We start from the raw sequence: 24,720 nt of genomic DNA on the forward strand, positions 1-24,720 counted from the left end.
ACATTCATGACGGCGCGGCCGAGCCTTACGTTCGAGCGGCACTGCTGGGACGCCGGCGAGACGACCGTTGTGGGCGTGGACGAGGTTGGCCGCGGCGCTTGGGCCGGCCCGTTGACCGTCGGCGCGGTCGTGGTTTCTCCGCACGGACGCGTGAACGGCATTCGCGACTCCAAGGAGCTCCGCCCTGAGGTGCGCGAGCAGCTCTTCGAGCGCATCGACGACTGGGCCCGTGCGTGGTCGGTGGGGCACGCCACCGCCGCCGAGTGCGACGAACTGGGCATGACCGATGCACTGCGGCTGGCCACCCGCCGGGCCCTGGACCTGCTGCCGGCCGAGCCGGACCGCGTGCTGCTCGACGGCAACTTCAACTTCGTGGACTGGCGTCCCAGCCGGGCGCTCGTGGAGGGCGACCGGCGCTGCCTGTCGATCGCGGCGGCCTCGATCATGGCCAAGGTGGTGCGAGACCGGATCATGACCGTGCTGGCCGGCGACTTCCCGCCCTACGGGTTCGAGTCGAACAAGGGCTATCCCGCGCCGGTCCACCGTGCCGCGCTGGCCACCCACGGACCGTGCGCTATCCACCGGCTGAGCTGGTCGTTCACCGATGCGCTGCCCGACGCCGAGCCGGTGCCGAACCCCACCCACAACGACGCCGAGACAGCGCTCGCCACCTACTCGAAGGCTTTCGCCGGGCCCGACACGACGCTGTTCTGAGCGGCCGTCCCGGCGAGCGGTCGTCGGCGGCAGGTCACGCACCGCGCCTGAATGAAGCCGCGGACGCAGGCTGCTAGAAGAAGGCAGCTTCACGGAGAGGCCCCTAATGAGTGTGAACGACGACCCCAACGCCCAGCAGCGCGAGTTCTGGCGCAACGCAGACGTGTGGGTGCAGGAGCAGGAGCGGCTGGACGCCCAGCTCGGCCACATCGGCCTAGCGGCGATGGAGACCGTGGAGGGCCTGCCGACGGAAGCCAACGTGCTGGACGTGGGCTGCGGCTGCGGCCAGACGACGCTGCAGTGGAGCGAGCGCGTCGGCGGTTCGGTGCTGGGCCTCGACATCAGCGAGACGCTGATCGACGTGGCCCGCCGGCGCGGCGCTGCGCATGCCGCCGAGCGTCCTGAGACGGCGCCGATCGCATTCGAGATCGCAGACGCCCAGACGGCGGACATCGCCGCGCTCGGTGCTGCTGCCTCGGGCCGCAACGGGGTCTTCGGCGGCTTCGACCTCGTCTTCTCGCGCTTCGGCGTGATGTTCTTCGCTGATTCGGCGGCAGCGTTCGCAAATCTGCGCGCCGCCACGCGGCCGGGCGGGCAGCTTGCATTCGTCTGCTGGCAGACGCCGCGCCAGAACCCGTGGCTGGTCACTGTCAACAAGGCAGTGCTGGAGATCGTGGAGATGCCCGACGGCGGGGGGCCGGCAGTGGATCCGTTCGCATTTGCCGATCCCGACTTCGTGAGCGACATGCTCGGTGCAGCGGGGTGGTCGGACGCTGGCTTGGAGTCGTTCGAGACCGAGGTGCTGTACGGCGTGGGCAGCACGCTTGCCGACACTGCGCAATTCGCCATGGACCTGGGCATCGCCCGGCGGGCGCTGGCCGGGCACCCGCCCGAATTGCACGCTCAAGCGAAGGACGCCGTCATTGCAGCGCTCGCGCCTTTCGAGACGCCGAAGGGCGTGGTCTTCCCTGCCGCTGCGTGGATCGTCACGGCGCGCAACTGATCCCGCAGACGGTCGCCAGCGCTCCCGCTTGTTGCGAGGCTCAACCGGCGCGACGGCAGAAGGCACGGGTTTGGCACACTCGCGGGCGATGATCGACGAACCGAGCTGGACGATAGGGATCGAGGAGGAATATCTCCTCGTCGACCGCGACAGCGGCGCATTGGTGCAGGCCCAACCGCCCGGGCTGATCGAACGGGTGGCCGAGCTGCGCCACGGGCTCGTGAGCCCGGAGCTCTTCAGCGCGCAGATCGAGATCGGCACCGGCATCTGCCGCGACATGAAGCACCTGCGCGCCGATGTCGGCCTGCTGAGGCTCGCGGTCACCGAGGCCGCTGCGGAACATGGGCTTGCGCCGATTGCCGCGTCCACCCATCCGTTCGCCAGACCGGAGGAGCTCCAGATCACCGACAAGGAGCGCTACCGGGTTCTGGCCGACGATCTCCAGGACATCACGCGTCAGCTCGTCATCTCGGGCCTGCATGTGCACGTGGGCATCGAAGACCCCGAGCTGCGCATCGACCTGATGAACCAGGTGACGTACTTCCTGCCGCACCTGCTGGCTGTGTCGACCTCGTCGCCGTTCTGGCAGGGTCGCGACACCGGGCTGGCCAGCTACCGGTCGGCGGTGTACAAGACGCTGCCGCGCACCGGCCTGCCGCCGAAGTTCGACTCGTGGGCGGAGTTCCGTCGCCATGTCGATGTGCTGGTGAACGCCGGGATCATCGAGGACTCGTCGAAGGTCTGGTGGGACATCCGGCCCTCGGAGCGCTATCCGACCTTGGAAATGCGGGTCACCGACCTGCCGACCCGCATGGAGGACACCATCGCCATCGCAGCCGCGTACGTCTGCCTGCTGCGGATGCTGTGGCGGCTGCGAACCGAGAACCAGCGTTGGCGCGGCTACGCCAACTTCCTCATCGGCGAGAACCTATGGCGCGCCGAGCGTTACGGCATCGGCGGCTCGTTGATCGACTTCGGCAAGGGCACGCTGGTGCCGTACGACCACCTGGCCGACGAGCTCATCGAACTGGTGACGCCCGATGCCGAGGCGCTCGGATGCGTGGATGAGGTCCGCCACCTCCGCGCCATATGCGAGCACGGCACGTCAGCGAATCGTCAGCTCGCCGTCTATCAAGGGGCGTTGGATGACGGCGCCGATCATGACGAGGCCCTCGCCGAAGTGGTGCAGTACCTCATCGGCGACACGCTGGCGCCGCCCGCCGACGACTAGTTGCAGATGCCGTCTGTGCCGACTCCGCGGTGGCTGTAGCACAGCGGAGTCGCAAGCACGCTGTGCAGCGTGTACGGCCCCAAGTCGGTGGTGAAGTCGCCGCCGCCGTCGGCATCCAAGGCCCGGATGTCAGCGGCCATCTGAGCGATGATCAGCAGCCGGTAGCCGCGCACCGAGTCGTCAGGCTGGCCGACGACATCGACAACGATTTCCAGGAGATCTCCCGATGCGTCGGGTGCTGAAGCGGTCCTGACACGCGATTGCGGTTCTTGTGAGGCGACCGTTGCAACGACCTGGTCGACAAGCTCTGCGAACGCCTCGGAGGTCGCGGGGCCGTCGATGTCGGTGATGACCTGTGCGGTGATGTCGAGGGCGGTCGCCGGCGACAGCGGTGCCAGGTAGTTCGAGCTGGCCCAGCCGACGATCGGGCCCGCCCGGATCTCGTGCCAGGTGCTCGTGGCGAGGTCGCGGGAGCGGCCGGTCGCGGTCACTCCTGCGACGCCGATCCTCGCGAACGCCGCTTCGGCTTCGGCATCGCGGACCAGCAGCGCGCTCTCCGCAGGCGACTGCGGCGAGAGTTGCAGCGTCAGTGTTGCGACGACCTCGCCATTGGGAACGTCGCGCACGTTGAGCCAGTCGTCGTGGGCGACGCCGATGACACCGAGTCGCGTGCCGGCCGCCGGCCCGAATGCTGCCGGAGTGCCCGGCAGCGCGTCGTCAGGTGTCGTCGTGGCGGCAGGCTCGGCCGGAGCTGCTGTGGTAGCGGTGACCACAGTTGCCGAAGGCGTCCCAGCATCCGCCGACGTGCCTGTCGTCGTGGCCGGCGGCGACGACATCGCCGGTTCGTCGTCGGCTTCCGCCACGGTCGGCGCAGCGGCCACATCGGCTGTCGTTCGTGCCGGTTCCACCTCGGTCCCGCTCAACGCCACGAACAACGACAGCACCGAGATCACCAAGGCAGCAAAGGCCATCGCGGCAACAAGTCGGTTCGTCATGAATCCGCCATGACGGCAGGCAAGCTCACTGAGGTTCCGGTATATCGCAGCACCGGACGAATCTGGCGGCACCAAGCACCAGCGCGCAACCAGCGCGCCCGCTTCCCGGCTTGAGCGTGTCCAGAATTCGACGGCCAGTCACGGACCAGTGATATCGATTTGATACCATTCCATCTATGGCGATGACGCTCAGGCTGACCGATGACGAGCAGGAGGCACTGCGTCAGCGAGCCGCGCTGGATGGCACCTCGATGCAGGAAGCCGCTCGGCGTGCCGTGCGCGAGTACGTGGCCAAGGCGGAGCATCGCGACCGTGTCGCAGTTGCAGCCGACCTCGTCATGGATCGTCACGCTGAAGCGCTGCGCCGTCTAGGCGAGTGAACGAGACGTTCGAGTACCTCGACACCGAAGACCTCGTCGAGCTGGCCCGCCGGCTGCTCGGCGATCCACCGCCGATTCGAGACCTAGGCCTCCTAGGTGCCGCAGCGGCACGCCCCCAGGCCTCCGCATTCGGCGAAGACGCGTACCCTGATGCCTGGACCAAAGCCGCGGCACTGCTGCACTCGGTGGTCAACAACCACCCGCTCGTAGACGGCAACAAGCGACTCGGCTGGCTAGCCGCAGCCGTCCTCCTGGAAGTCAACGACGCCAGCGTGACCGTAGCCAGCAACGATGCCGTCTACGACCTCGTCATGACCGTCGCCTCAAGCGACATCGGCGTCGACGACATCGCAGCCGCCCTACGCGCCATGGGTAGTCGCGCGTGACCGGTAGATCTGCTCGAGGTGGAGGCGTCAGTAGGCAATGTCGAGGGAGTAGCGGAGGGCTTGGTCGAGCTGGGCTCGCTTGACTGTGTCGAGCTGGCCGACCGGGTTGGCGTCGAGGCGGGTGATCGGCACGGTGAGGAGGTTGTCGCAGCTGATCGCGCTTGGCTGCGGCAGTCCTTCGTCTGTGCCGACCTCCACTTCTGAGCGGATGCCTCGCATCGTGCGTGTGATGGGAGCGCACACAACTGCCGTCAGCACAGAGGCCGCGGCGTCTCTTGACAGCACGACGACGGGTCGTCGGCCGCTTGGCTCTCCCAGATCGCCCCAGTAGATCTCGTTGCGGGCTACCACGGGGTCGCTGTCTCGGCCGCCAGACGCGTCGCTGCCTCGACGAGTGCCGGTTCCTGGGGCTCGCGACGGTATGCAGCGACTAGTTCGGCATCGGCGGCGGCCAGGTCTGCTGCATCAATGACCGCGCGTGCGCCTCGGCGGAGCAGTGCCGACCTGCTTGTTCCCTCGGCAGTGGCGATCTCCGAGAGGCGTTCGATGAGTTCGTCGTCGAGTTGAACGAGCACTTCGCGTCGAGCCATGACCATATGGTATGGCATATGTCCCGGACTCGGCGACGCTGGCAGATGGCGTCTCGGAACTACCACGCTGGCACCGTAACGAGCGCAGACCGAGCCATTCCAACGGTTTTCCTGCTGACTCGCTGAGCGGGGTGCTGGTACGTTGACCGGCCGTATGGCTCATGAAACCTATGCACTTCCATCTATGCCTGAGCGGTACACCCGGCCTGACTGGGTGCGGCGCATCATCCTCATGGGTGACTCGATCGGGGGGCGCCCCCAGGACTTGGTGCCCATAGACGCCGGCGAGCTGCTGAAGCTGGCCGAGGCCTCGCTCGGCGGCATGCCTGCCGGCGACCTGGGCGACCCCGACTGGCAGCAGCGCTTCGAGGCGCTGACCGCCGACCTGGACGCCTCGCCTATGCACGTGCTCGGCCGGCTGATGACCAAGCAGGAGCTGCTGCGCTCGCTGCGCACCCGGCTGCTGCTCACAGCGGCCATCGACGCGACCCCGCAGATCACCGCTGAGCCCGTGCGCGCCCCCTTGATGATCGCCGGCCCGGCCCGCTCGGGCACCTCGATCCTGTTCGAGCTGCTGGGGCTGCATCCCGACCTGCGAGCCCCGATCGGCGCCGAGGCGCTCCACCCGGTGCCGCTGCCCGAAGATGGCCTCGCCGATCGGCTGGAGATGGGGCAGAGCGAGCAGGAATTCTGGGCCGACATCCAGCCCGAGTTCCTGGCCATGCACGAGTTCCGGGCCGACCTGCCCGTCGAGTGCATCACCCTCACCACAGGCAGCTTTGCCGGTTTCCACTGGAGCATGATCGCCCCGCTGACAGGGTGGATTCCCGATCTGGCGGTCAACTACAGCTACGAGCGGCAGATCCTGCAGGTGCTCCAGCACGGCGCGGGCCCCACGCAATGGGTGCTCAAGACGCCCGGCCATCTCTTCGTGCTGCCCGATCTGTTCGCGGAGTTCAACGACGCCTGGGTGATCCAAACCCACCGGGACCCGGCCCGCACCATGGCCTCCACCGCCAGCATCACCGCCATGATCCACTGGATGCGCTTCGCCGATGTGGACGCCGTCGGCAACGCCCAGTTCGTGCACGACGCCTTCGCCTTCGCCCTCAACGACTCGGTGAATCTGCGAGCAAACGGCGTCGTGCCGGACGAGCGCTTCGTGGACGTGAGCTACACGCAGTTGGTGAGCGACCCCATCGGAGCGCTGGGCCCGGCCCTCGAACAGATGGGCCTGTCGATGACCGATGCCTACGCCGCCGCAGTGCGGGACTACCTGGACCACAAGCCCAAGGGCAAGTACGGCGTCCACCGCTACCAGCCCGAAGACTGGGGAATGACCGCCGAAGGCATACGCGACGCCACGGCCCAGTACATCGAGCGGTTCGACCTGCCCCTCGAGGGCTGAGCCGACCACGATCATGGATCCGCTTCCCGAGACCGAGTCCCGCCGGGCGCTCGCTGAGCTGCTCGAGACGCTGCGTGACGCCGACGAGCGCTGGGTGTCGCCCGAGTGGAACCTGTACACCGCCGACGACGCCGTCGAGGCGCACCGCGCCCTCATGCACTATCTGCAGTGGGGACTGGCGGGGCTGTTCGAGCGCGACCCGTCCGCTCCCCGGTTCCGCCGCTTGGTGACGCCGAGTCGCAAGCTGCTGGGCGACAACCCAGACACCATCTACTTCGAGGCCCCGGTGTCGGCAGGGCACGTGTACCGCGTGACCGGCGAAACCGAGGGCGCGATCTACCTGTCGATTTCGATCGAGTCGAGCGTCGGGTGGGGGTCGATGGACAACCAGGTGCTCAGCGTGCTCAACGACACGACCCTCGACGTCGACGCTGACGGCCGCTTCGAGATCATCGTCGGCGGCGAGTCCCGGCAGGGCAACTGGCTGGAGCTGCCGCCCCAAGAGGGCGCAATCATCACTCGCCACTACTTCGAGGACACCACGCACGCGGCGACCAATCCCGCCCGGATCCCGGAAATGGACATCGAGGTCATCGACGGTGCGCCCCCTCCCCGGCCCTCCGACGACTCGGTCAGCGCCGGCATCCGCCGCATTGCGGCAATGATCCGCGAGCTCACCGTGGATCGCGTGCCGATGGCCCAGGGCGAACCCCGATCGTGGGTGTCGCTGGTGCCGAATGAGTTCCCGCCCCCCGGTTTGCCCGGCGACCTCGGCCTGTCGGCCATCGATGCCGCGTACGCCCTGGCGCCGTTCGTGGTCGGGCCCGACGAAGCGCTGGTGATCCGCGGCCGCTGGCCCGAATGCCGCTACGCCAACATCAGCCTGTGGAACCGCCACCTGCAATCGCTCGACTATGCGAACCGCTCTATCTCGCTCAACCGCGCCCAGATGGTCGCCGACGATGACGGCCGCTTCACCGCCGTCATCGCCCACGCCGATCCCGGCGTTCCGAACTGGCTCGACACCGAAGGCCGCCCCTTCGGCATCGCCTTCTGGCGCTTCATGCTGCCCGACGGCGACATCGAGACACCCCGAGCCGAACTCGTCCCCCTCGCCGATCTCCCGACTCGCCTCTGAAGCGCTGTTCGCGGGTGCTCGCGAGCCGTCCTGATCGCCGGCGCGGCCTCAGTCGGCGAAGGCGTCGACGAGAGGTTGGTAGCGGTCCAGGAAGCGGGCCAAGCGATCGCCGCCGTCGGGAGCGCCGAGGACCACCCGTTCGGCGCCGAGGCTGCCGTACAGCTCCAGCTTCTCTGCGTCCGGGCTCGCGTAGCAGTACATCGAGATCGGGATGGCATCGGGGTTGCGGCCCGCTGCCTCCGCCGCAGTGCGGAAGCGTTCGACGCCTACGCGCACATCCCGGAAGCCGACGTCAAGGGGGCACCAGCCGTCTGCGTACTCGGCAACGTGGCGCATGCCGATGCGACCCCGGCAGCCCACCAGCACCGGCGGGCCGGGCTGCTGGGCCGGCTTCGGGTACACCCGGGCGGGCGCGAAGTTCACGAACTCGCCCGAGTAGGCGGCTTCGTGCTCAGCCCACAGCACCCGCAGCGCGGCGACCGTCTCACGCATGGCGTTGTAGCGCTGCGCCCACGGCACGTCGGAGACGTTCGCCAGTTCTTCGCGATTCCATCCCACGCCGACACCGAACAGCAACCGCCCTTCGGACACCTCGTCCAGCGTCGCCACGCTCTTGGCAAGGTCCAAGATCTCGTGTTCGAGCACGAGGCAGACGCCCATCGCCAGCTTGATATTCGACGTCGCAGCCGCCGCGGTCGCCAGCGATACGAACGGGTCGCGCATGTGCCAGTAGAACTCGGGCAGTTCGCCCCCGTCTGGGTGAACCGTCTCGCGGCTGGCCGGGATGTGGCTGTGCTCGCCCACCCACAGCGAGTCGTAGCCCCGCTGCTCGGCCTCGACCGCCATGTCGGCGGTAGCCGGCCCGTAGTCGCTGTTGGTCGGTGCCAAGCCGATCTTCATGCCGGCCGGCTCACTCGGCGCGCTGGGTGCCGACCTTCAGCTCCCGGAACGGGCTGGTGGTGTCGATGCCGGGCTCTTTGGGCAGGCCCAGCACACGCTCGCCGACGATGTTGCGCATCACCTCGTCTGAGCCGCCGGCGATGCGCATCGCCGGGAAGCCCAGCACGTAGCCGGCCCACGAGAACGTGCCCCACTCGCCGGAGTCGACCACCAGCTTGGGGCCGATGGTGTCGGCCACGAACTCGCAGGTGGCGTTCATCTGGCGGATCAGTCCCATCTTCGACAGCGACATCTCGGGGCCCGGGGTCTTGCCGGCGCGCAGCGCGTCCATCGTGCGTTGGTTCGACCAGCCCAGCACCTTGCCGTGGGTGTAGATCTCGGCGAGCTTCTGCCGGGCCAAGGCGTCGCCGGCCATGCCGTAGTGAGCGGCCATCGCAGACAGCTTGGTGAAGCTGCCCCCGCCAGTGCCGCCGCCCGAGCCGCCGCCGATCGCCGCCCGCTCGTTCATCAGCGTGGTCAGCGCCACGCCCCAGCCCTGGTTCACCTCGCCGAGGCGGTGCGAGTCGGGCACGCGCACGTCGGTGAAGTACACCTCGTTGAAGTTGGCCCCGCCGGTCATCTGTCGCAGCGGCCGCACCTCCACGCCGGGTGCCTTCATGTCCACGAGGAAGCCGGTCAGGCCCTGGTGCTTGGGCAGGTCGAAGTCGGACCGGGCGATCACCTCGCCGATGTCGGAATAGTGCGCGCCCGAGGTCCAGACCTTCTGGCCGTTGAGGATCCACTCTTCGCCGTCGCGCTCGGCCCGCATCTGCAGGCTCGCCAGGTCCGAACCGGCACCCGGCTCGGAGAACAGCTGGCAGCCCACGATGTCGGCCCGGTACATCTGCGGCAGCACATCGGCGGACACGTCGGGCTCGGCGTGGGCCAGGATTGTCGGCGCCACCATGCCCAGGCCGATGCCGAAGAAGCCGCCGTCGGGCGTGTCGAACTGGCTCTCGAGCTGGCCCCAGACGCGCTCGAACTTGCGAGGCATACCGCCGCCGCCCAGCTCGGTCGGCCCGCTGATCCAGCCGAAGCCGGCGTCGTACTTGGCGGCCCGCCACTCCTTGGATGCCTCCAGCTCAGCGCGCTCGCGCTCGCGGTCGATCTCCTCGAAGAGCGCCGCGTTGTCGGGCCCCTCGCCCCAGACGAACTCGCGCCGCTCGGCTTTGCGCTTGGCGTTGGCCTCCAAGAATTCCAGCGCCTCAGCAGCAAACTGCTCCTCGGTGATCTCAGCGGTGTCGGCAGCGGCCATGTCGGGCTCCTGTTTCGTGCAAGAAAGGCGGAATATCCGGGATACGAGCAGCCCCAAGCTAGCGACATATGTCGCTACGCTCATCGGCCATGGGTCAGCCCGTCCGAGTAGCAGAACGACCGTCGTCAGTCCGTGTGGGCACGGTGCAGTTCGAGACCAACCGCCCGCTGACTGGGGCAGGCCATCGCTACTACAACAGCGCCGAAGATGCCGCCAGCGCCGAGGATCCAGCCGACCTGCTGGCGTGGCGCCTGTTCCAGCGGGGCGGTGTCGACCACATTCACGTGTACGGCAACGTGGCCACCATCGACCTCTCCCGGGGCCACACCTCCGACGGCATCGCCGAACTCATCGAAGAGCTGTTCGCCCACTACCGCTAGCTCGCTAGCGGTAGCAACCAGCACAGTCGCTAGCTCGCTAGCGGTAGCGACCAGCACAGTCGGTAACTCGTTACCGGTAGCGACCGGCACAGTCGGTAGCTCGCCCGCGTGAGCGATCGGCGCGGCGATAGCTACTGTGGCACGTATGACCGAAGACGAGTTCCGTTCTGAGCTGGCAGCGCAGGGCTATGGCGAACCGCGCAACGCCGAGTTCGAGCCTCACGCCAATGGCGAGTTGCACAGCCACGAGTTCTCTGCCATGGCGATGGTGACCAGGGGCGAGTTCCGGCTGGGCTTGGAGGACGAGACCCGGGTCATGGGAGTGGGGGACTGGTGCGAGGTTTCCGCCGGCACGCTGCATAGCGAGATGGCGGGTCCAGTCGGCGCGACCCTGCTGGTCGGCACGAAGTAGCTCGACGCAGTTCGGTTCCGCCGTCGCGTCGCTGCGGCGGCAGGCGACGAGCACGGGCATCGACGACGGCGGTAAACAGTCGTTTGTAAAGACGATTGTTCGTCTAGTCTGTCGCGATGGCAGTGCAGCTGCGTCATACCGCCGGCCCTCGTGGGGTCGGCGCATTGGACCCAGCCGGCCCTCGTGGGGTCGGCGCATTGGACCCAGCGCATGCTGCGGACATCGGGTACAGCAAACGCCTGCTGCCCGTCGCTGACGAGTTGGCACCGCTGCTGACCCAGCCGGGGCTTGTCCCCGGGACGGTGCTGGCCGCTCAGGGTCCGGGGGCGTTGACCTTGGCGACGACCTTCGCGGCGGAGGTCTCGCGTGCGGGCGGATGGGTGACCGCGGTGGGGCTGGGACGCATGGGTGTCTCGGCGGTGGCGGAACGGGGGGCATCGCTGGACCGGTGGGCCTTCGTGGACCAACCCGGCGGCGCCGCAGCCGAAGTGCTGAATGCCTTGATCGGCAATGTCGACGTGATCTTGCTGGCTAAGGGCGTGCGGCTGGCGGCTGCCCACAGCCGGCGCCTGCGCACCCGCTTGCGGGAGCGCGGAACCGTGGTGATCGAGGTCGGCGCATCGGGCACAGCCGGCGCTCGTGGCGTCGGCGCATCGGGCACAGCCGGCGCTCGTGGCGTCGGCGCATTGGACCCAGCCGGCGCTCGTGGCGCTGGCGCATTCAGTCCAGACGTGACCTTGACGGTGGAACGTGCTGCGTGGACCGGTCTCGGGCGGGGGCACGGCCGGCTGCGGGAACGCCGGGCCGAGGTGGTTGCTGCGGGCCGCGGTGCGGCGTCGCTGCCGCGACGAGCCGTCCTGTGGCTGCCCGATGCCAACGGACACATCACCGCCGTCCGCGGTGCGATCGACACCGTTTCCTGGCCCGCTCAGGCCGTATCTGCTCAGGACGGCATCTCGATAGCCGACGCCTCGGGAAACAGTGACCATGCCGTCGTCCCCCTGCAGCGCCGTGCGGGATAACCACGACAGCCGGGCCGGCTTGGCCAGCCAGGACGAGCCTGCCGGTATCTCGCCGCGGATGCTGGTGGCGGAGGTCGGGAACTGGTCTGCCGTCGCAGCAGGGTTCGACCCGGCCGCACCAGCGGCGGTGGTCTCCGCCGGGCGCATTACCGCCGTCACGCCTGCGGCTGCTGCTGCGGGGATACGCACAGGAATGCGTCGCCGCCAGGCTCAGACGGAATGTCCCGTCTTGGAGCTTGTCGAGCACGATTCCGATCTCGACGCCCGCTGTTTCGCCCCCGTGGTCACTGCGCTGGAAGACCTGACGCCGAGAGTCGAGGTGCTGGCATCCGGTTGCTGCGTTGTCGCCACCCGGGGCCCGTCGCGCTACTACGGCGGAGATGAGGCGCTGGCGGCGCTGGCGCATCGCACCATCACTGAAGTGCTGGCCACAGCCGGCGCTCGTGGCGCCGGCGCATCGAGCACAGCCGGCATGTATGACCCAGCATCATCTGTCAGCGTCGGCATCGCCGATGGCTTGTTTGCCGCTGGCCTGGCTGGGAGGGCGGCATCGGTCCGAACCCCGCCAGTGCCGGTACTGGTGGTGGCCCCCGGCAGCAGCGCAGCGTTCCTGAGCGGGCTGCCACTGGGGACGCTGGCCGAGGAAGGCTCCCTGCTGACGGGCTGTGCTGCCGATGGGACGGCTGATGATCTGATCAGCATGCTGTGGCAGCTGGGCTTGCGCACGCTGGGCGACCTAGCGGCACTGCCTGTGAGGGATCTCGTCGGCAGGTTCGGCACGCAAGGGGAGTGGATGCATGCACTGGCCAGCGGGCGCGATCCGCGCCTGAGCCAGCCTGCCGCCGCTCTTCCTGATCTCAGCGCCGAAACCGAGATCGACCCGCCCGCGGATCGGCTCGACACGGTGGCCTTTGCTGCGAAATCCCTGGCAGATCAGCTCGACGCCCAGTTGGCCCGGGAGGGTCAAGCGCTGGTGTGCGTGGAGATCAGTGCCGAAACCGAGCACGGTGAGACCAGCAGCGGACGGTGGCGCCACGGATTCCGCTTCAGCCCGCCCGATCTGGTCGACCGTGTGCGCTGGCAGCTCGACGGCTGGCGCAGCGCCAAGGGCAAGAACAGCCCCACCGGCGGCATCTCGTTCATCCGGCTGCGAGCCGTCGAGACGCTTCCCGATGAAGGGCGCCAGCTCGATTTCTGGGGCGGCCAGTCGGAGGCGGACGAGCGGGCTGAGCGAGCGCTGCAGCGAGCTCAGACCTTGGTCGGCTTTGACGGGGTCACCGTTGGCCGCCTGGGCTCCGGCCGCCGCTTTGCCGATCTCGAGCAGCGCCTCCCGTTCGGCACCGCCGGTCCTCTTGGGACCGGCGCATCGGGCCCAGCCGGTCCTCTTGGGACCGGCGCATCGGATACACCCCCGTGGCCGGGACGGCTGGGCGCGCCGGCCCCTGCAGAGGTACTCGCCGAGCCTGAGCCGCTCGTGGTGCTCGATGCGAACAGCGATCCGGTAGGCGTCAGCGGCAGAGCACAGGTCAGCGCGCCACCGGCCATACTGCGCCGGGCCGATGGGCGCACCAGCCGTATCGCAGCGTGGGCAGGGCCCTGGCCGCTGGAGGAGCGCTGGTGGAGCACTCGGTCGCGCCGTCAGGCACGGTTCCAACTGGTGCTCGACGACGGCACTGCCCATCTCTGCGTCGTCGAGGGCGGTCGCTGGCAGCGCGAGGCCACCTACGACTGAACTCGCCCGCGCAGCGATCATCCCCCGAGCGGCTGAACCCCTCAGTTGCCGTTCGTGGACCAGTGCCAGGGTTCGCTCGGCAGGTTGTACAGGCCGTAGGTCGCAGCGTTGGCCGCCAGCCACCTGAAGGCCGTCGAGTTGCGGCTGGTGACCGACCGGCCGTTGTGCCGGAAGTCGATGGCCAGGCCGCGCTCGTGCATGGAACGCCCGGGCCGGGCCGTGGGCGGCCGGCACTGGTAGGAGGGTTTCTGCCAGATGGCCCACTCGCTGGTCCCGCAGTGGGCCCGACGGAGCGCGATCTGCGAAGCGGCGCTGCGGTAGCCGCCGCCAGTCAGCCTGATGCCGTCACGAGCGGCGTGCTCGAGCAGGTCCTGCACTTTGTTCGCGATCGACTCGTGCACTTGAATGCCGCCCACCCAGGTCAGCTCGCTGAGGTCGATGTTGTTGTCGGTGGGCTGCCCGGCGGTGCCCTCACGCAGCCGGCGGGCCCGTTCCTCTGCCTCTCGGCGCTTCCGTTCCTCTTCCGCCTTGCGGCGCTTCAGCTCCGTCTCGATTCGTCGCTGCTCGGTGATGGCGCTGTTGACGAGATCGACGGTCTCGGCGACGTCGGCCGCGGCCTCGTTGTTCCACTCCTGCAGTGCCGCCTGCTCGTACAGCAACGTGTCCAGCTCGTCCTCGAGCTCCACCAGCACGATGGCCTCCTGCTCCACGGCGTCGAGCAGGTCGTCCAGGGCTTGCTCGGACTCGATGCGCCGGATGTCTCGCAGCTCTTCGGCGCGCTGGAACTCGCGCAGCGCCAGCTCCGCATCGATCGTGAGGGCTCGGAGCTGGTCGGCAGTCACATTCAGATCGCCGAGCGCAGCGCCGATCAGCACCCGGATGCGGGCGGCGTCGTAGATGTCGCCGGTGCGCACCAGGCCGTAGGAGCCCTCCACCAGGGCGTCGTGACCGATGTAGGTCTGCACGATGAGGTCGATGACCCTCAGCCCCAGCTCGTCGTGCTGGGCGTCGAGCGACAGTTGCCGATGAAGCGCAGCCTCCACTGATGCCTCGGCGGCAGCCAATGCCAGCTCGGCCTGGTCGAGGTCGGCGCGCTGCTCGTTCACCAGCAGCTTCAGCTGGTCGAAGGCTTCCAGCACCTCATTGACATCGGCCTGCTGCAGATCGACTTCCATGACCTTCGCGAGCAGTTCTGCTTGGGCTTCGTCGCGGATCCGCTTCTCCTCCGCAAGCTGGGCCTCCAGCTCCTTCTGCTGCTGTTCGAGCTGCTCCTGGCGCTTGCGCAGCTCGGCGTCGGACGGTTGCGCACCTGTGCCGGCGAGCGGCACGACGCTGATGACGACGGCGAAGGCGATCGCAGCGGCTCCACGGCGTGCCACGCTGCGGCGCCCAGCGGCGGGGCGTGCAGCGGTGCGGCGTGCAGTGGTGGGGCGCGATTGCCGCTGTGAACCTTCTCGCTGTCGCACCTGTCGTTTTCCGCTCTTGTTCCCCGTGCATCATGTGATTGGGCTCACGGGCCGCTCGGGCCACGGCCTCGCCTATCGGCTCAGCCTCTTGGGGCCGGCGCCGTCGTCAATCTGCGGTCGCCAGTGGCCGCCGCGAGCGACGACCGGGACCTTCGGCCCAAGGTACCGATGGGCGGTGGGTCGTGGGTGTCGCCCGCCGCGATTCTCAGCCGGCTCTCAGCTTGATTGCGTCGCGCGATGCTGCTGGCCCGAAGGGAATCAGGCCGCGTGCTTCTGCTCGTCGACTACCCGGTTCCGGAGGACTCCGATGCCGGGAACCTCGAATTCGATCTCGTCGCCCGCGACCAGCCAGCGCGGCGGGTCGTGCGACCCGCCAGTGCCCTCGGGCGAGCCTGTGGCGATCACATCGCCGGGTTCGAGCGGCATCACCTGCGACAGGTACGAGATGATCTCGGCAACCGAGAAGATCATCTCGCTGGCAACGGCCCGCTGGCGCTGCTCACCGTTCACGCGGCAGATCACCTCCAGCGCAGCCGGGTCGGCGATCTCGTCGGCGGTCATGATCCACGGGCCCATCGAGCCGGAGCGGTAGAAGTTCTTTCCGGCGGCCACGCTGTGGCGCTGCCAGTCGCGCACCGAGCCGTCATTCAGCACCGAGTAGCCGCCGACGTGATCGAGGGCGTCGGCCACCTCGATGTGACGCCCGGCCCTGCCGATCATCACCGCGAGCTCCACCTCGTAGTCGAACTGGATCGACACCGACGGCCGCACGAGATCCTCGCCGTGGGCCACGAGCGTGCCGGGCGGCTTGTTGAAGTACACGGGCTGCGCGGGGGCCTGCACGTTGCCGCCCAGCGGGTATTTCTTGTGATAGTTGGCCCCTGCGCACAGCATGCGGGCACCGGGGTCGACCGGCACGGCGAACGCGACCTCGTCCCACGCAACCGAGACAGGTGCCCCCTCGAGTGACGCCGGATCAGCCAGGGCGGCGGCGATGGCGTGGCCGATGGTGGCGATCGGACCGCCGCCTGCATCGAGGCCGTCGAGTTGCGCCACGCCGTCGTCAGATGCCACGCCGACGCGAGCCGAACTGTCACCGGCGAGGATGTAGCGCAGCAGTCTCACGGCGCGTCACCGTACTGGTTGCGTGCCCCGAGCCTCACGGGGTCGGCGAACGCGGTCGCAGCGGGCCGGAGGCTCAGTCGCTGGCCGTTCGGCGCAAGGGCTCGCCGCCGGCGGCGCGAATCGTGCCCTCGAATCTGTCGAGGTCGGTGCCGTTGACATGGCCCGTCCACGGTTCGCCGACACCGCTGTCGTCGAGAGGCGGCTCCACGGATACCTCCACCCGGGGGCTGTCGGTGCGCAGCACCAGCGTGGCATCGCTGCCCGAACCCCAGCGGGCGACGATGACCGCCCGGCGGAAGCTGATGTCGGCCAGCACGAGACCGCCTTCGGTGGCAGCCAGCAGGCGGTGCACGTTGAACAGGAGCTGATGCGCGACCACCGCGGCCACAATCATCAGCCAGCCGATGCCCCACGCAATCGCCAAGCCGGCCCCGAGGGCGAACGCCGCGACTCGCACGATCATGATGCGCCGGTGCGCCCGGGCGGTTTCGACGTCGGTGACGACCACGGCACTGCGCACGCTGACACCCAGCTCGCCGAGCAGCTCCACCGCCCGTTCGAGAGCCCGGTCTGCCGGATTCACCATGCGCCGATCACGGCAGATCGCCCAGCGACATGAAACCGCCGGCCTCGGAGATCTGCTCGGCCACGGCGAGCAGGAGACGCTCGTTTCCGTGCGCCGCGTGCAGCTGCACACCCAGCGGCGCTCCGTCGTCGTCGACCGCAGTCGGCAGCGAGATGGCTGGCTGCCCGCTGATGTTGGCCTGGTTCACGAAGGCCGCCAGCTCGGCGATGCGTCGGGCACCGTCAGTCGGATCGGACAGGTAGCCGAGGGAGGGCGTGACGTCGGCGAGCACGGGGGTCAGCAGCAGGTCGAAGCCGCCGTCCTCTGGCATGCTCAGCCCCGGGGCGGGATCGGCATTCCAGAACGCCATGACGAGCCTGCGCCAGCGAGCGAGCGCTTCAAGCGCCTGCACATAGGCCGATGCAGGCAGCGATGCGCCCAGCTCCGCCGACCACCAGTTGGCGGGCTCGACGTCGTCGGACGTCATGGGGCGTCCCAGCCGTTCGGCCCACCCAGCGAGCTCGGTTGCCATGCCGACCGTGCGCACGACAATCGTGTGGTCGGCGAGTTCGGCGCTGAACCAGCCGTCTGGGGCCGTGTCTGGCTCGATGCGGTGGCCGAGTCGGGCGAGTAGGTCGGCAGCTTGCTCGACAGCTCTTCGCACCGGCGCGCTCGCACGGCCGCGGTTGGCTGTCGACACGGCGATGCGCAGCGGCGGCAGCGACCGAAGCGAGGCAGCCAGCGCGCCGACAAATGACTCGCCGGGGCCGAGCGGGGGAGCGATATAGGGATCGCCCGGCGCCGGGCGGCAGATGATGTCGAGGCACCGCGCGGCATCGCGCACCGTCCGCGTGAGCATCCCGTCCACCGCAAAGCCGCCGCGGTGCTCGCCGAGGCGTGGCGCAGTCGAGACCCGGCCCCGGGTCGGCTTCAGTCCCACCAAGCCGCACGCAGCGGCCGGAACGCGGATCGAGCCGCCCCCGTCGTTGCCGTGCGCGACCGGCACGATGCCTGCCGCAACAGCGGCCGCCGAACCGCCGCTGGAGCCGCCGGGCGAGCGGTCGAGCGACCACGGGTTGGCCGTCGGGCCGTAGGCATCCGGCTCGGTGGTGATGGTGGTGCCGAACTCGGGTGTGTTAGTGCGCCCCACCGAGATCAACCCGGCACCGCTCAGCAGGCGGTAGAGGTGGCTGTCGAGCGAACCTTGCCAGCCCAGCTCGACCAGGAAACGGGCACCGGCGTGGTGAAACTCGCCGGCCTGCTCGCAGCCGAGGTCCTTGATCGCCATGGGCACGCCGTCGAACGGCACGCCTACGTCCGACATGTCGTCGAGCGCGTCGCCGCCGGCCCGTCGCCGCGACCAGCGCTGCGCCGATGCTGCGGCCTCTGCCAGCGCCCGCTCCGGGCGGGGATGGATGACCGCGTTCAATGCCGGATTCAGCTGTTCCATCCGTTCGAGCGCAGCCTGCATCGCCTCGGTGGGGTCGGCCTCGCCGGCGGCGAATGCCTGCGCCAGCGCCGTGGCGTCGTCGAAGCGGCGATCAGCAGACATGTTCCCGCTTCTCAGCGGCCGACCTCAGCCGCTGCCGGCCCACAGGCTCGGCATGCGGCCCGCCCACGGCGCCGCTCGCTCGAGCTGGCCGGCCAGCGAGAGCAGCATCTCCTCGTTGGCATGGGCGCCCACGAACTGCACGCCCACCGGCAGATCGCCGGCAGCCCAATGCAGGGGCACTGACATTGCTGGCTGGCCGGTCACGTTGAACTGCGGGGTGAACTGCAGCAGGTCATTCAGCCGGCCGCGACCGGTTTCGGGATTGCGCAATTCGCCGAGACGAGGCGGCGGCTCGGCCATGATCGGTGACACCAGCACGTCGTGGCCCGCCCACCATGCGGCGAGCCGCCGCGTCCAGGCATGGCACCACTCAAGCGCTGAGACGTACTGCGCCCCGCTGACCTCGCGCCCGATGTTCATGAGCGCCCACGTGTCTCCCTCCACATCGGCACGGCTCATGTGCCGGCCCAAGGCCTCCTCGAGACCAGCAAGCATGACGACGTTCTGCGCAGCCACGATCGTGCGGAAGTGCTCGAAGAACTCTGCGTGGAACATCTCGGCCGGTGTCGAGTAGCTGACGTGGTGTCCGAGGCTCTCCAGCAGCTTCCCGGCGCTCTCGACGGCCTGACTGCATTCGTTGTCCACCGGTCCCCAATCGGAGTGCGGGCACAGTCCGATCCGGAGCTTCTGCGGTTCGCGTGCCGCCGCGGACTCGAACGTGCCCGACGGCGGCGGCGCCCAGTAGGGGTCGCCGGGCCACGGCCGGCTGATGCCGTCGAGCACCCGGGCGCTGTCGCGCACGCTGCGGCTGACGACACCGTCGACGCTCCAGCCGGCCCAGCCATCTCCGGAATCGGGACCCAGCGACACCCGGCCCCGGTTCGGCTTCAGCCCGAACAGCCCGCAGTTGGCGGCGGGCACACGGATCGAGCCGCCCCCATCGTTGGCGTGGGCGATGGGCACGATGCCCGCGGCCACTGCTGCGGCGGAGCCGCCGCTGGACCCGCCGGTTGAATGGCCGGTGTTCCACGGATTGGCTGCCGGCCCGTACGCCAGCGGCTCGGTGGTGATGGTGAGGCCGAATTCAGGCGTGTTTGTGCGGCCGAAGTTCACCAGTCCCAGCTCAGTGAACATCGTGGCCAGGTGAGCGGTGCTCGACGCCGCGTATCCCGCTTCTTTGAGCGCGGCGTTGCCGGCGTGGTACGGCTGTCCTTGCGTCGTGCAGGTCAGGTCCTTGGTGAGGAACGGCACGCCGGCCAGCGAACCGCTTGCCTCGCCAGCGCTGCGTGCGGCGTCGAGCTGTTCGGCCGCACGGCGAGCGCTGTCGTCGAGCCGTCCGATGATGGCGTTGATCTCCGGGTTCACTCGGTCTGCCCGGGAGGTGGCTTCGGCCAGCAGTTCGACCGCCGACGCTTCGCCTGAAGCGAACAGCTCGGCGGTGGCCACGCCGTCAGGCAGGTTTTCGTCTGGTGTGCCTGCCGACGCGCCGGCGGGTGATGTCTCAACCATGGGCGCAACGTAGTTCGGTTGCCGGGCGGGGTCAGAAAGGCTGTGTCGGCGTAGGGTCGCAGCCACGCGTCGCCTAGGGAAACGGGGGGTCATGGGGTTGCGTCCTGGAGACGTGAACTTGGCGAGCCAGGCCGATATGGCTCGCATCGGCGGTGCTCCGCATGAGTACTTGGAGGTGCTGCGGCGCGAGGCACCGGTGTGGTGGAACCCGCCGCCGCCCGTCGATCACATGTACCTGCCGTGCGTTGGCTTCTGGGTGTTGAGTCGTTATGCCGATGTGGATGCGGTGTCGAAGGATCCGGACCGGTTCTCGGTGTGGGAGAACTCGGTGCTGTGGGTTGACGTCAAAGAGGACCCGATCGCGATCCAAGCGCTGCGCTCAGGCCTCATGGGCATGGACCCGCCGCAGCACACCCAGTACCGACGGTTGCTGCAGCCGGAGCTGACGCCCCGACGCATCGCCGCGCTCGAGCCGTTCATCGAAGCCGAAGCCGCGAAGGTGATCGACGATCTGGCGGAACGCGATCGCGCCGAGTTCGTGTTCGAGGTAGCCGCGGAGCTGCCGATGATCCTGCTGTGCCAGATGATGGGCGTGCCCCAGAAGCTGCGTCGCGAGTATCTGCGGATCGCCAACAACGTCGCGAACGTCGAGTTCGCCGAGAATTTCGAGCACACGATGCTCGAGCTGTATCTCTTCCTGGACGATCTGGTGAAGAACCAGGGCGACCTCAACGACGACACGATGCTGTCGCGCTACACCCGCGGCGAGGTGGACGGGCGCAGTCTCACTCCCGATGAGATCACCCAGTTCTTTGTGACCCTGTCGATCGCTGGACATGAGACGACGCGTAACACCGCAGCGCATTTCGTGCGGCTGATGGACGAGCACCCCGACCAGAAGGCGCTCCTGCTCGAAGATCTGGACCGGCGGCTGCCGAACGCCATCGAAGAGGTGCTTCGCTTCTCGCCGCCGATCATGCAGTTCTGCCGCACCGCAACCGAAGACGTCGCGATCGGTGGTACGACGATCGGCGCTGGCGACAAGGTGTACCTGTCGTACCTCTCGGCCAACCGGGACGAGGAGGTGTTTGGCGACCCGAACCGGTTCGACATCCTGCGCCCGAATGCTGCCGCGCATCTTGCGTTCGGCACGGGGCCGCACTTCTGCTTGGGCGCGTCGGTGGCGCGAACCCAGTTGCGCTGCGTGCTCGCCGAGCTGTACCGGCGGCTGCCCGACATTGCCTTGGCGGAGGCGCCCACTCCAATGGGCAGCGTGTTGTTCAACGCCATCACCGAGATGCCCGTCCTCACCTGCCCCCACGCGATGCAGCCTGCAGAACTTCTGTTTTAAGAACCCTTGTTCTATCAAACTGTTGTTCGCTAGTGTTGTGCTGTGGGTTTCACGAATCCGGGAATTCCCTGGAGCGAGCTGGAGCGGCGGTTGTCCGACCGGCCGCCAATTCGGGGCTATGGCGAGAGCTTCGCTGCCGACGGCGAGCGGATTGAGCCTGTCGCCCGACCGCGGCCGGCGGAGCTCACGGTGCCGTACGCGGAGCTGCACGCCCATTCCAACTTCAGCTTCCTGGACGGGGCGTCGAGCCCGGGCGAGCTGGTGGACGAAGCTGTGCGGCTGGGGCTCGAAGCGCTGGCGCTGACCGATCACAACGGGTTCTACGGAGTGGTCCGCTTCGCGGAGGCAGCCGCCGAAGCCGGGCTGCCGACGGTGTTCGGCACTGAATTGACGCTCGACGCGTACGGCGTCGACGAGTTGACGCTCGACGCGTATGGCGCCGACGGGTTGACGCTCGACGCTCATGGCGCTGGCAGCTCGGCGCCTCCTAAGCGCGGGCGAATGCCGCGGGCACGCCCTGAGCGCACCGGATGTGCCGACCCCGTGGGCTCTCATGTGGTGGTGCTGGCCCGGTCGCCGGCGGGGTACGCCGCGCTGGGCGAGTTGATCTCGGCAGCGCAGATGGCGGGCCGCAAGCACGCCCCGCGCTTGAGCACCGGCGAATTCCTCGCAGCTGCAGCGGCACACCGCGACGAGTGGGCGATCCTCACCGGGCACCGCAAGGGCGCCGTCCCCGCAGCGCTCATGGCCGAAGGACCCGGCGGCGGGCCACGCGCTGCAGCCGCCCAGCTCGACCGTCTCATCGAAGCAGCCGGCCGTCACAACGTCTTCGTCGAGCTGTGGGACCACGGCCACCCGCTCGACAGCGACCGCAACGACGCGCTGGCCGAACTGGCTGTGCGAGCCGGCGTTGAGCCGATCTGTACCAACGGCGTCCACTACGCCACCCCTGCCGGGCGGCGGCTGGCTACCGCCCTGGCTGCGGTGCGAGCCCAGCGCAGCCTCGACGAACTGGACGGCTGGTTGCCGCCAGCAGCGACAGCGCACGTGCGATCCGGTGCCGAGCAGGCCCGCCGGTTCGCCCGCTGGCCGGGTGTGGTGAGTGCTGCTGCACAACTCGGTCGCGACTGCGCATTCGATCTGTCACTGGTTGCGCCCAACCTGCCGCCGTACCCCTGTCCCGACGGTCACGACGAGATGTCGTACCTGCGGCACCTCGTGGCTCAGCGGGCACAGTGGAGGTACGGCACCCCTGAGAGCGAGCGGGTGCCGGGGGCGTGGGCGCAGCTCAATCACGAGCTCGATCTCATCGAACAGCTCGGCTTCGCTGGCTATTTCCTAGTGGTGTACGACATCGTGTCGTTCTGCCGCAGCCGCGACATCTACTGCCAGGGCCGCGGTTCGGCCTCGAACTCGGCAGTCTGCTACGCGCTCGGTATCACCAATGTCGACTCGGTCGAGCTGGGGCTGCTGTTCGAGCGCTTCCTGTCGCCAGAGCGCGACGGGCCGCCCGACATCGATATCGACATCGAGAGCGGTCGCCGCGAGGAAGCCATCCAGTACGTGTACGGGCGCTACGGCCGTGCTCACACGGCGCAGGTGGCGAACGTCATCACCTACCGGGCGCGCTCGTCGGTGCGTGACATGGCCCGGGCCCTGGGCTGGGAGCCCGGTCAGGCCGATGCCTGGTCGAAGTCGCTGGACAGGTACAGCCCGTTGCCTGCTTCGGACGGTGCCTCGAACGAGTCGGCGGCCCAGCCCCATCGGGCAGGCCGGCCCCGTACACGCGACTGGCGCGACGCCGGGCCTGAGCCGACAGGCAACGGCCCCAGTCAGCCACAGCACGATGAGGCCGGCATTCCCGCCGACGTGGCAGAGCTGGCCGCTGCGCTCGAAGGGGCGCCGCGCCACCTCGGCATCCACTCGGGCGGCATGGTCATCTGCGACCGGCCGGTGACTCATGTCTGCCCCACCGAATGGGCCACCAAGGCAGATCGCTCGGTGCTGCAGTGGGACAAGGACGACTGCGCCGCAGTCGGGCTGGTGAAGTTCGATCTGCTCGGGCTGGGAATGCTGTCGGCCCTGCACCACGCCGTCGACCTGATCGCTGACGCGCATCACACGAACGTTGACATCGGCATGCTGCCCCAGGAAGACGAGGTCTACGACATGCTCTGCCGCGCCGACAGCATCGGCGTGTTCCAGGTGGAGTCACGCGCCCAGATGGCCACCCTGCCGCGGCTGCGTCCCCGCTGCTTCTACGACTTGGTGGTGGAGGTGGCGCTCATCCGCCCCGGGCCCATCCAGGGCGGCTCGGTGCATCCCTACATCCGGCGACGCAACGGAGAAGAACCGGTCACCTACCTGCATCCCCTGCTGGAGAACTCGCTCAAAAAGACGCTGGGCATCCCGCTGTTCCAGGAGCAGCTCATGCAGATAGCCATCGACGTCGCCGGGTTCACACCCGCCGAAGCCGACGAGCTGCGCCAGGCCATGGGCTCCAAGCGGTCCCGTGAGCGGATGGGCCGCTTGCGCGAGCGCCTGTTCAGCGGCATGGCCTCCCGGGGGCTGATCGGCGATGTGGCCGAGCGGGTCTGGGAGAAGATGGTCGCCTTCGCCGATTACGGCTTCCCCGAGAGCCACTCTGTGTCGTTCGCTCACCTGGTGTATGCCTCGTCGTGGATCAAGCTGCACTACCCGGCAGCGTTCTGCGCGGCGCTGCTGAATGCGCAGCCGATGGGGTTCTACTCACCGCACTCGCTGTGCCAGGACGCTCGCCGTCACGGGGTGGTGGTGTATTCGCCCTGCATCAACCTGTCCTCCGAGACAGCCACGCTGGAGCCGTGCAATGCCTCCACCGGCGGGATGGCTGTGCGGCTGGGGCTGTCATCGGTTCGGGAGGTGGGCGATGAGCTTGCCGAGCGGATCGCCGTCGGTGGCCCCTACAGCAGCATGGAAGACCTTCAGCGCCGAGCCGAACTGAGCCTGCAGGCGCTGGAGGCGCTGGCCGCCGCGGGAGCGTTCGACTGCTTCGGGCTGTCGCGGCGCGAAGCACTGTGGGCGGCCGGGGCTGTGCACCAGGGGGGCTCGGACCGGCTCGCGGGGGTCGTGACCGGTGCTGAGTCACCGCCGCTGCGGGGCATGTCAGCCACTGAGACCGCTGCAGCGGACCTGTGGGCCACCGGCGTAGCCCCCAACGGGCATCCGACGAAGTTCCTGCGCTCTGAGCTGGCCGCTGCCGACGTTCGCACTGCCGCAGAACTGCTCACGTGCCCACCGGGCAAGATCCGCGTTGCCGGCTTGGTGACGCACCGCCAGCGGCCCATGACGGCTGGCGGCACGACGTTCCTGAATCTCGAGGACGAGACGGGCTTGGTGAACGTGGTGGTGTCGCGGGGATGCTGGCAGCGGTACCGCTCGGTTGCGCGCGATATGCCCGCGCTGATGGTGTCAGGCCGCCTCGAGCGTCATGAGAACGTGGCGAACGTGATCGCCGAAAGACTCGAAGCTCTCGATGTGCCTGCTTCGGTGGGGAGCCGCGACTTCCGCTGAGCGCGGCCTCACGCG

Annotated in this window: 23 protein-coding genes; 13 read left to right on the forward strand and 10 right to left on the reverse strand. The window is 68.5% G+C overall.

The features are described from left to right. The first annotated feature begins 6 nt into the window (after positions 1-6). The 3 genes from ACOGXD_RS10100 to ACOGXD_RS10110 all read left to right on the forward strand — a co-directional run bounded on the left by ACOGXD_RS10100 (position 7) and on the right by ACOGXD_RS10110 (position 2,948). Positions 7-714, forward strand: a complete 708-nt coding sequence (locus ACOGXD_RS10100) for a ribonuclease HII (protein ID WP_419914734.1) — start codon at positions 7-9, stop codon at positions 712-714. Between the two features lie 106 nt (positions 715-820). Then, the gene (locus tag ACOGXD_RS10105; protein WP_419914736.1) at positions 821-1,717 is read left to right on the forward strand and encodes a class I SAM-dependent methyltransferase; all 897 of its coding nucleotides are present in this window, start codon (positions 821-823) and stop codon (positions 1,715-1,717) included. A gap of 91 nt (positions 1,718-1,808) precedes the next feature. Next, a complete protein-coding gene (locus tag ACOGXD_RS10110; protein ID WP_419917389.1) occupies positions 1,809-2,948 on the forward strand; it encodes a carboxylate-amine ligase in 1,140 nt (379 codons plus the stop codon). On the opposite strand, the gene ACOGXD_RS10115 is transcribed toward ACOGXD_RS10110, so the two are convergent. Beyond that, on the reverse strand, positions 2,945-3,943 hold the full coding sequence (locus tag ACOGXD_RS10115; protein ID WP_419914738.1) for a hypothetical protein: 999 nt from the start codon (positions 3,941-3,943) through the stop codon (positions 2,945-2,947). The two genes, ACOGXD_RS10110 and ACOGXD_RS10115, sit on opposite strands and share 4 nt — an antisense overlap. Positions 3,944-4,119: 176 nt before the next feature. Between ACOGXD_RS10115 and ACOGXD_RS10120 the strand changes: the two genes are divergently transcribed. Continuing rightward, complete coding sequence (locus ACOGXD_RS10120; RefSeq protein WP_419914740.1) at positions 4,120-4,323, forward strand: hypothetical protein; 204 nt, start codon at positions 4,120-4,122, stop codon at positions 4,321-4,323. Then, on the forward strand, positions 4,320-4,709 hold the full coding sequence (locus ACOGXD_RS10125) for a type II toxin-antitoxin system death-on-curing family toxin (protein WP_419914742.1): 390 nt from the start codon (positions 4,320-4,322) through the stop codon (positions 4,707-4,709). The genes ACOGXD_RS10120 and ACOGXD_RS10125 overlap by 4 nt, the downstream gene beginning before the upstream one ends. A gap of 27 nt (positions 4,710-4,736) precedes the next feature. Here ACOGXD_RS10125 and ACOGXD_RS10130 read toward each other — a convergent pair whose 3' ends face one another. Further along, complete coding sequence (locus ACOGXD_RS10130) at positions 4,737-5,060, reverse strand: type II toxin-antitoxin system PemK/MazF family toxin (protein ID WP_419914744.1); 324 nt, start codon at positions 5,058-5,060, stop codon at positions 4,737-4,739. Next, positions 5,054-5,299, reverse strand: a complete 246-nt coding sequence (locus tag ACOGXD_RS10135; protein ID WP_419914746.1) for a ribbon-helix-helix protein, CopG family — start codon at positions 5,297-5,299, stop codon at positions 5,054-5,056. Before ACOGXD_RS10135 ends, ACOGXD_RS10130 begins: the two co-directional genes overlap by 7 nt. 184 nt (positions 5,300-5,483) lie before the next feature. Here ACOGXD_RS10135 and ACOGXD_RS10140 point away from each other — a divergent pair, with 184 nt between their 5' ends. Further along, positions 5,484-6,707, forward strand: coding sequence for a sulfotransferase family protein (locus tag ACOGXD_RS10140; RefSeq protein ID WP_419914748.1), 1,224 nt, complete (start codon positions 5,484-5,486; stop codon positions 6,705-6,707). A gap of 13 nt (positions 6,708-6,720) precedes the next feature. Continuing rightward, positions 6,721-7,845 carry a DUF1214 domain-containing protein gene (locus ACOGXD_RS10145; protein ID WP_419914750.1) on the forward strand — a complete coding sequence of 375 codons (1,125 nt, stop codon included), beginning with the start codon at positions 6,721-6,723 and terminating at the stop codon, positions 7,843-7,845. Between the two features lie 48 nt (positions 7,846-7,893). Here the strand turns inward: ACOGXD_RS10145 and ACOGXD_RS10150 are convergent, their stop codons facing one another. Next, the gene (locus ACOGXD_RS10150) at positions 7,894-8,745 is read right to left on the reverse strand and encodes a TIGR03619 family F420-dependent LLM class oxidoreductase (protein ID WP_419914752.1); all 852 of its coding nucleotides are present in this window, start codon (positions 8,743-8,745) and stop codon (positions 7,894-7,896) included. A 10-nt stretch (positions 8,746-8,755) separates the two neighbouring features. Then, positions 8,756-10,039: an acyl-CoA dehydrogenase family protein gene (locus tag ACOGXD_RS10155; protein WP_419914754.1), complete on the reverse strand. Its 1,284-nt coding sequence runs from the start codon at positions 10,037-10,039 to the stop codon at positions 8,756-8,758. An 89-nt stretch (positions 10,040-10,128) separates the two neighbouring features. On the opposite strand from ACOGXD_RS10155, the gene ACOGXD_RS10160 reads away from it, so the two are divergent. The 4 genes from ACOGXD_RS10160 to ACOGXD_RS10175 all read left to right on the forward strand — a co-directional run bounded on the left by ACOGXD_RS10160 (position 10,129) and on the right by ACOGXD_RS10175 (position 13,585). Beyond that, complete coding sequence (locus ACOGXD_RS10160; RefSeq protein ID WP_323670980.1) at positions 10,129-10,419, forward strand: hypothetical protein; 291 nt, start codon at positions 10,129-10,131, stop codon at positions 10,417-10,419. A gap of 145 nt (positions 10,420-10,564) precedes the next feature. After that, positions 10,565-10,831 carry a cupin domain-containing protein gene (locus ACOGXD_RS10165; RefSeq protein WP_419914756.1) on the forward strand — a complete coding sequence of 89 codons (267 nt, stop codon included), beginning with the start codon at positions 10,565-10,567 and terminating at the stop codon, positions 10,829-10,831. A 116-nt stretch (positions 10,832-10,947) separates the two neighbouring features. Beyond that, a complete protein-coding gene (locus ACOGXD_RS10170) occupies positions 10,948-11,853 on the forward strand; it encodes a hypothetical protein (RefSeq protein ID WP_419914758.1) in 906 nt (301 codons plus the stop codon). Continuing rightward, a complete protein-coding gene (locus tag ACOGXD_RS10175; protein WP_419914760.1) occupies positions 11,819-13,585 on the forward strand; it encodes a DNA polymerase Y family protein in 1,767 nt (588 codons plus the stop codon). The genes ACOGXD_RS10170 and ACOGXD_RS10175 overlap by 35 nt, the downstream gene beginning before the upstream one ends. A 41-nt stretch (positions 13,586-13,626) precedes the next feature. Here ACOGXD_RS10175 and ACOGXD_RS10180 read toward each other — a convergent pair whose 3' ends face one another. From ACOGXD_RS10180 to ACOGXD_RS10200, 5 genes are all read right to left on the reverse strand, one after another. After that, complete coding sequence (locus tag ACOGXD_RS10180) at positions 13,627-14,964, reverse strand: D-alanyl-D-alanine carboxypeptidase family protein (RefSeq protein ID WP_419914762.1); 1,338 nt, start codon at positions 14,962-14,964, stop codon at positions 13,627-13,629. Between the two features lie 345 nt (positions 14,965-15,309). After that, on the reverse strand, positions 15,310-16,176 hold the full coding sequence (locus ACOGXD_RS10185; RefSeq protein WP_419914764.1) for a fumarylacetoacetate hydrolase family protein: 867 nt from the start codon (positions 16,174-16,176) through the stop codon (positions 15,310-15,312). 73 nt (positions 16,177-16,249) lie between these two features. Beyond that, positions 16,250-16,762: a hypothetical protein gene (locus tag ACOGXD_RS10190; RefSeq protein ID WP_419914766.1), complete on the reverse strand. Its 513-nt coding sequence runs from the start codon at positions 16,760-16,762 to the stop codon at positions 16,250-16,252. A gap of 7 nt (positions 16,763-16,769) precedes the next feature. Beyond that, positions 16,770-18,293, reverse strand: a complete 1,524-nt coding sequence (locus ACOGXD_RS10195) for an amidase (RefSeq protein WP_419914768.1) — start codon at positions 18,291-18,293, stop codon at positions 16,770-16,772. Between the two features lie 24 nt (positions 18,294-18,317). Then, positions 18,318-19,802 (reverse strand): amidase, encoded by a 1,485-nt coding sequence (locus ACOGXD_RS10200; RefSeq protein ID WP_419914770.1) that lies wholly within the window; start codon positions 19,800-19,802, stop codon positions 18,318-18,320. Positions 19,803-19,893: 91 nt separating this feature from the next. Between ACOGXD_RS10200 and ACOGXD_RS10205 the strand changes: the two genes are divergently transcribed. After that, positions 19,894-21,153, forward strand: a complete 1,260-nt coding sequence (locus ACOGXD_RS10205; RefSeq protein ID WP_419914772.1) for a cytochrome P450 — start codon at positions 19,894-19,896, stop codon at positions 21,151-21,153. A 42-nt stretch (positions 21,154-21,195) separates the two neighbouring features. Next, a complete protein-coding gene (locus tag ACOGXD_RS10210; protein ID WP_419914774.1) occupies positions 21,196-24,705 on the forward strand; it encodes an error-prone DNA polymerase in 3,510 nt (1,169 codons plus the stop codon). The last annotated feature ends 15 nt before the right edge of the window (positions 24,706-24,720 follow it).

It is taken from the genome of Candidatus Poriferisodalis sp., from assembly GCF_965204125.1.
Taxonomy (GTDB): Bacteria; Actinomycetota; Acidimicrobiia; order Acidimicrobiales; family Poriferisodalaceae; genus Poriferisodalis.

Excerpts from the sequence above, each read along its gene's own strand:
- ACOGXD_RS10100 (WP_419914734.1), top strand. The coding sequence starts at position 7 with ATGACGGCGCGGCCGAGCCTTACGTTCGAGCGGCACTGCTGGGACGCC.
- ACOGXD_RS10105 (WP_419914736.1), top strand. The coding sequence starts at position 821 with ATGAGTGTGAACGACGACCCCAACGCCCAGCAGCGCGAGTTCTGGCGC.
- ACOGXD_RS10115 (WP_419914738.1), bottom strand. The coding sequence starts at position 3,943 with ATGACGAACCGACTTGTTGCCGCGATGGCCTTTGCTGCCTTGGTGATC.
- ACOGXD_RS10120 (WP_419914740.1), top strand. The coding sequence starts at position 4,120 with ATGGCGATGACGCTCAGGCTGACCGATGACGAGCAGGAGGCACTGCGT.
- ACOGXD_RS10135 (WP_419914746.1), bottom strand. The coding sequence starts at position 5,299 with ATGGCTCGACGCGAAGTGCTCGTTCAACTCGACGACGAACTCATCGAA.
- ACOGXD_RS10140 (WP_419914748.1), top strand. The coding sequence starts at position 5,484 with ATGCCTGAGCGGTACACCCGGCCTGACTGGGTGCGGCGCATCATCCTC.
- ACOGXD_RS10145 (WP_419914750.1), top strand. The coding sequence starts at position 6,721 with ATGGATCCGCTTCCCGAGACCGAGTCCCGCCGGGCGCTCGCTGAGCTG.
- ACOGXD_RS10150 (WP_419914752.1), bottom strand. The coding sequence starts at position 8,745 with ATGAAGATCGGCTTGGCACCGACCAACAGCGACTACGGGCCGGCTACC.
- ACOGXD_RS10155 (WP_419914754.1), bottom strand. The coding sequence starts at position 10,039 with ATGGCCGCTGCCGACACCGCTGAGATCACCGAGGAGCAGTTTGCTGCT.
- ACOGXD_RS10160 (WP_323670980.1), top strand. The coding sequence starts at position 10,129 with ATGGGTCAGCCCGTCCGAGTAGCAGAACGACCGTCGTCAGTCCGTGTG.
- ACOGXD_RS10165 (WP_419914756.1), top strand. The coding sequence starts at position 10,565 with ATGACCGAAGACGAGTTCCGTTCTGAGCTGGCAGCGCAGGGCTATGGC.
- ACOGXD_RS10170 (WP_419914758.1), top strand. The coding sequence starts at position 10,948 with ATGGCAGTGCAGCTGCGTCATACCGCCGGCCCTCGTGGGGTCGGCGCA.
- ACOGXD_RS10175 (WP_419914760.1), top strand. The coding sequence starts at position 11,819 with ATGCCGTCGTCCCCCTGCAGCGCCGTGCGGGATAACCACGACAGCCGG.
- ACOGXD_RS10190 (WP_419914766.1), bottom strand. The coding sequence starts at position 16,762 with ATGGTGAATCCGGCAGACCGGGCTCTCGAACGGGCGGTGGAGCTGCTC.
- ACOGXD_RS10195 (WP_419914768.1), bottom strand. The coding sequence starts at position 18,293 with ATGTCTGCTGATCGCCGCTTCGACGACGCCACGGCGCTGGCGCAGGCA.
- ACOGXD_RS10200 (WP_419914770.1), bottom strand. The coding sequence starts at position 19,802 with ATGGTTGAGACATCACCCGCCGGCGCGTCGGCAGGCACACCAGACGAA.
- ACOGXD_RS10205 (WP_419914772.1), top strand. The coding sequence starts at position 19,894 with ATGGGGTTGCGTCCTGGAGACGTGAACTTGGCGAGCCAGGCCGATATG.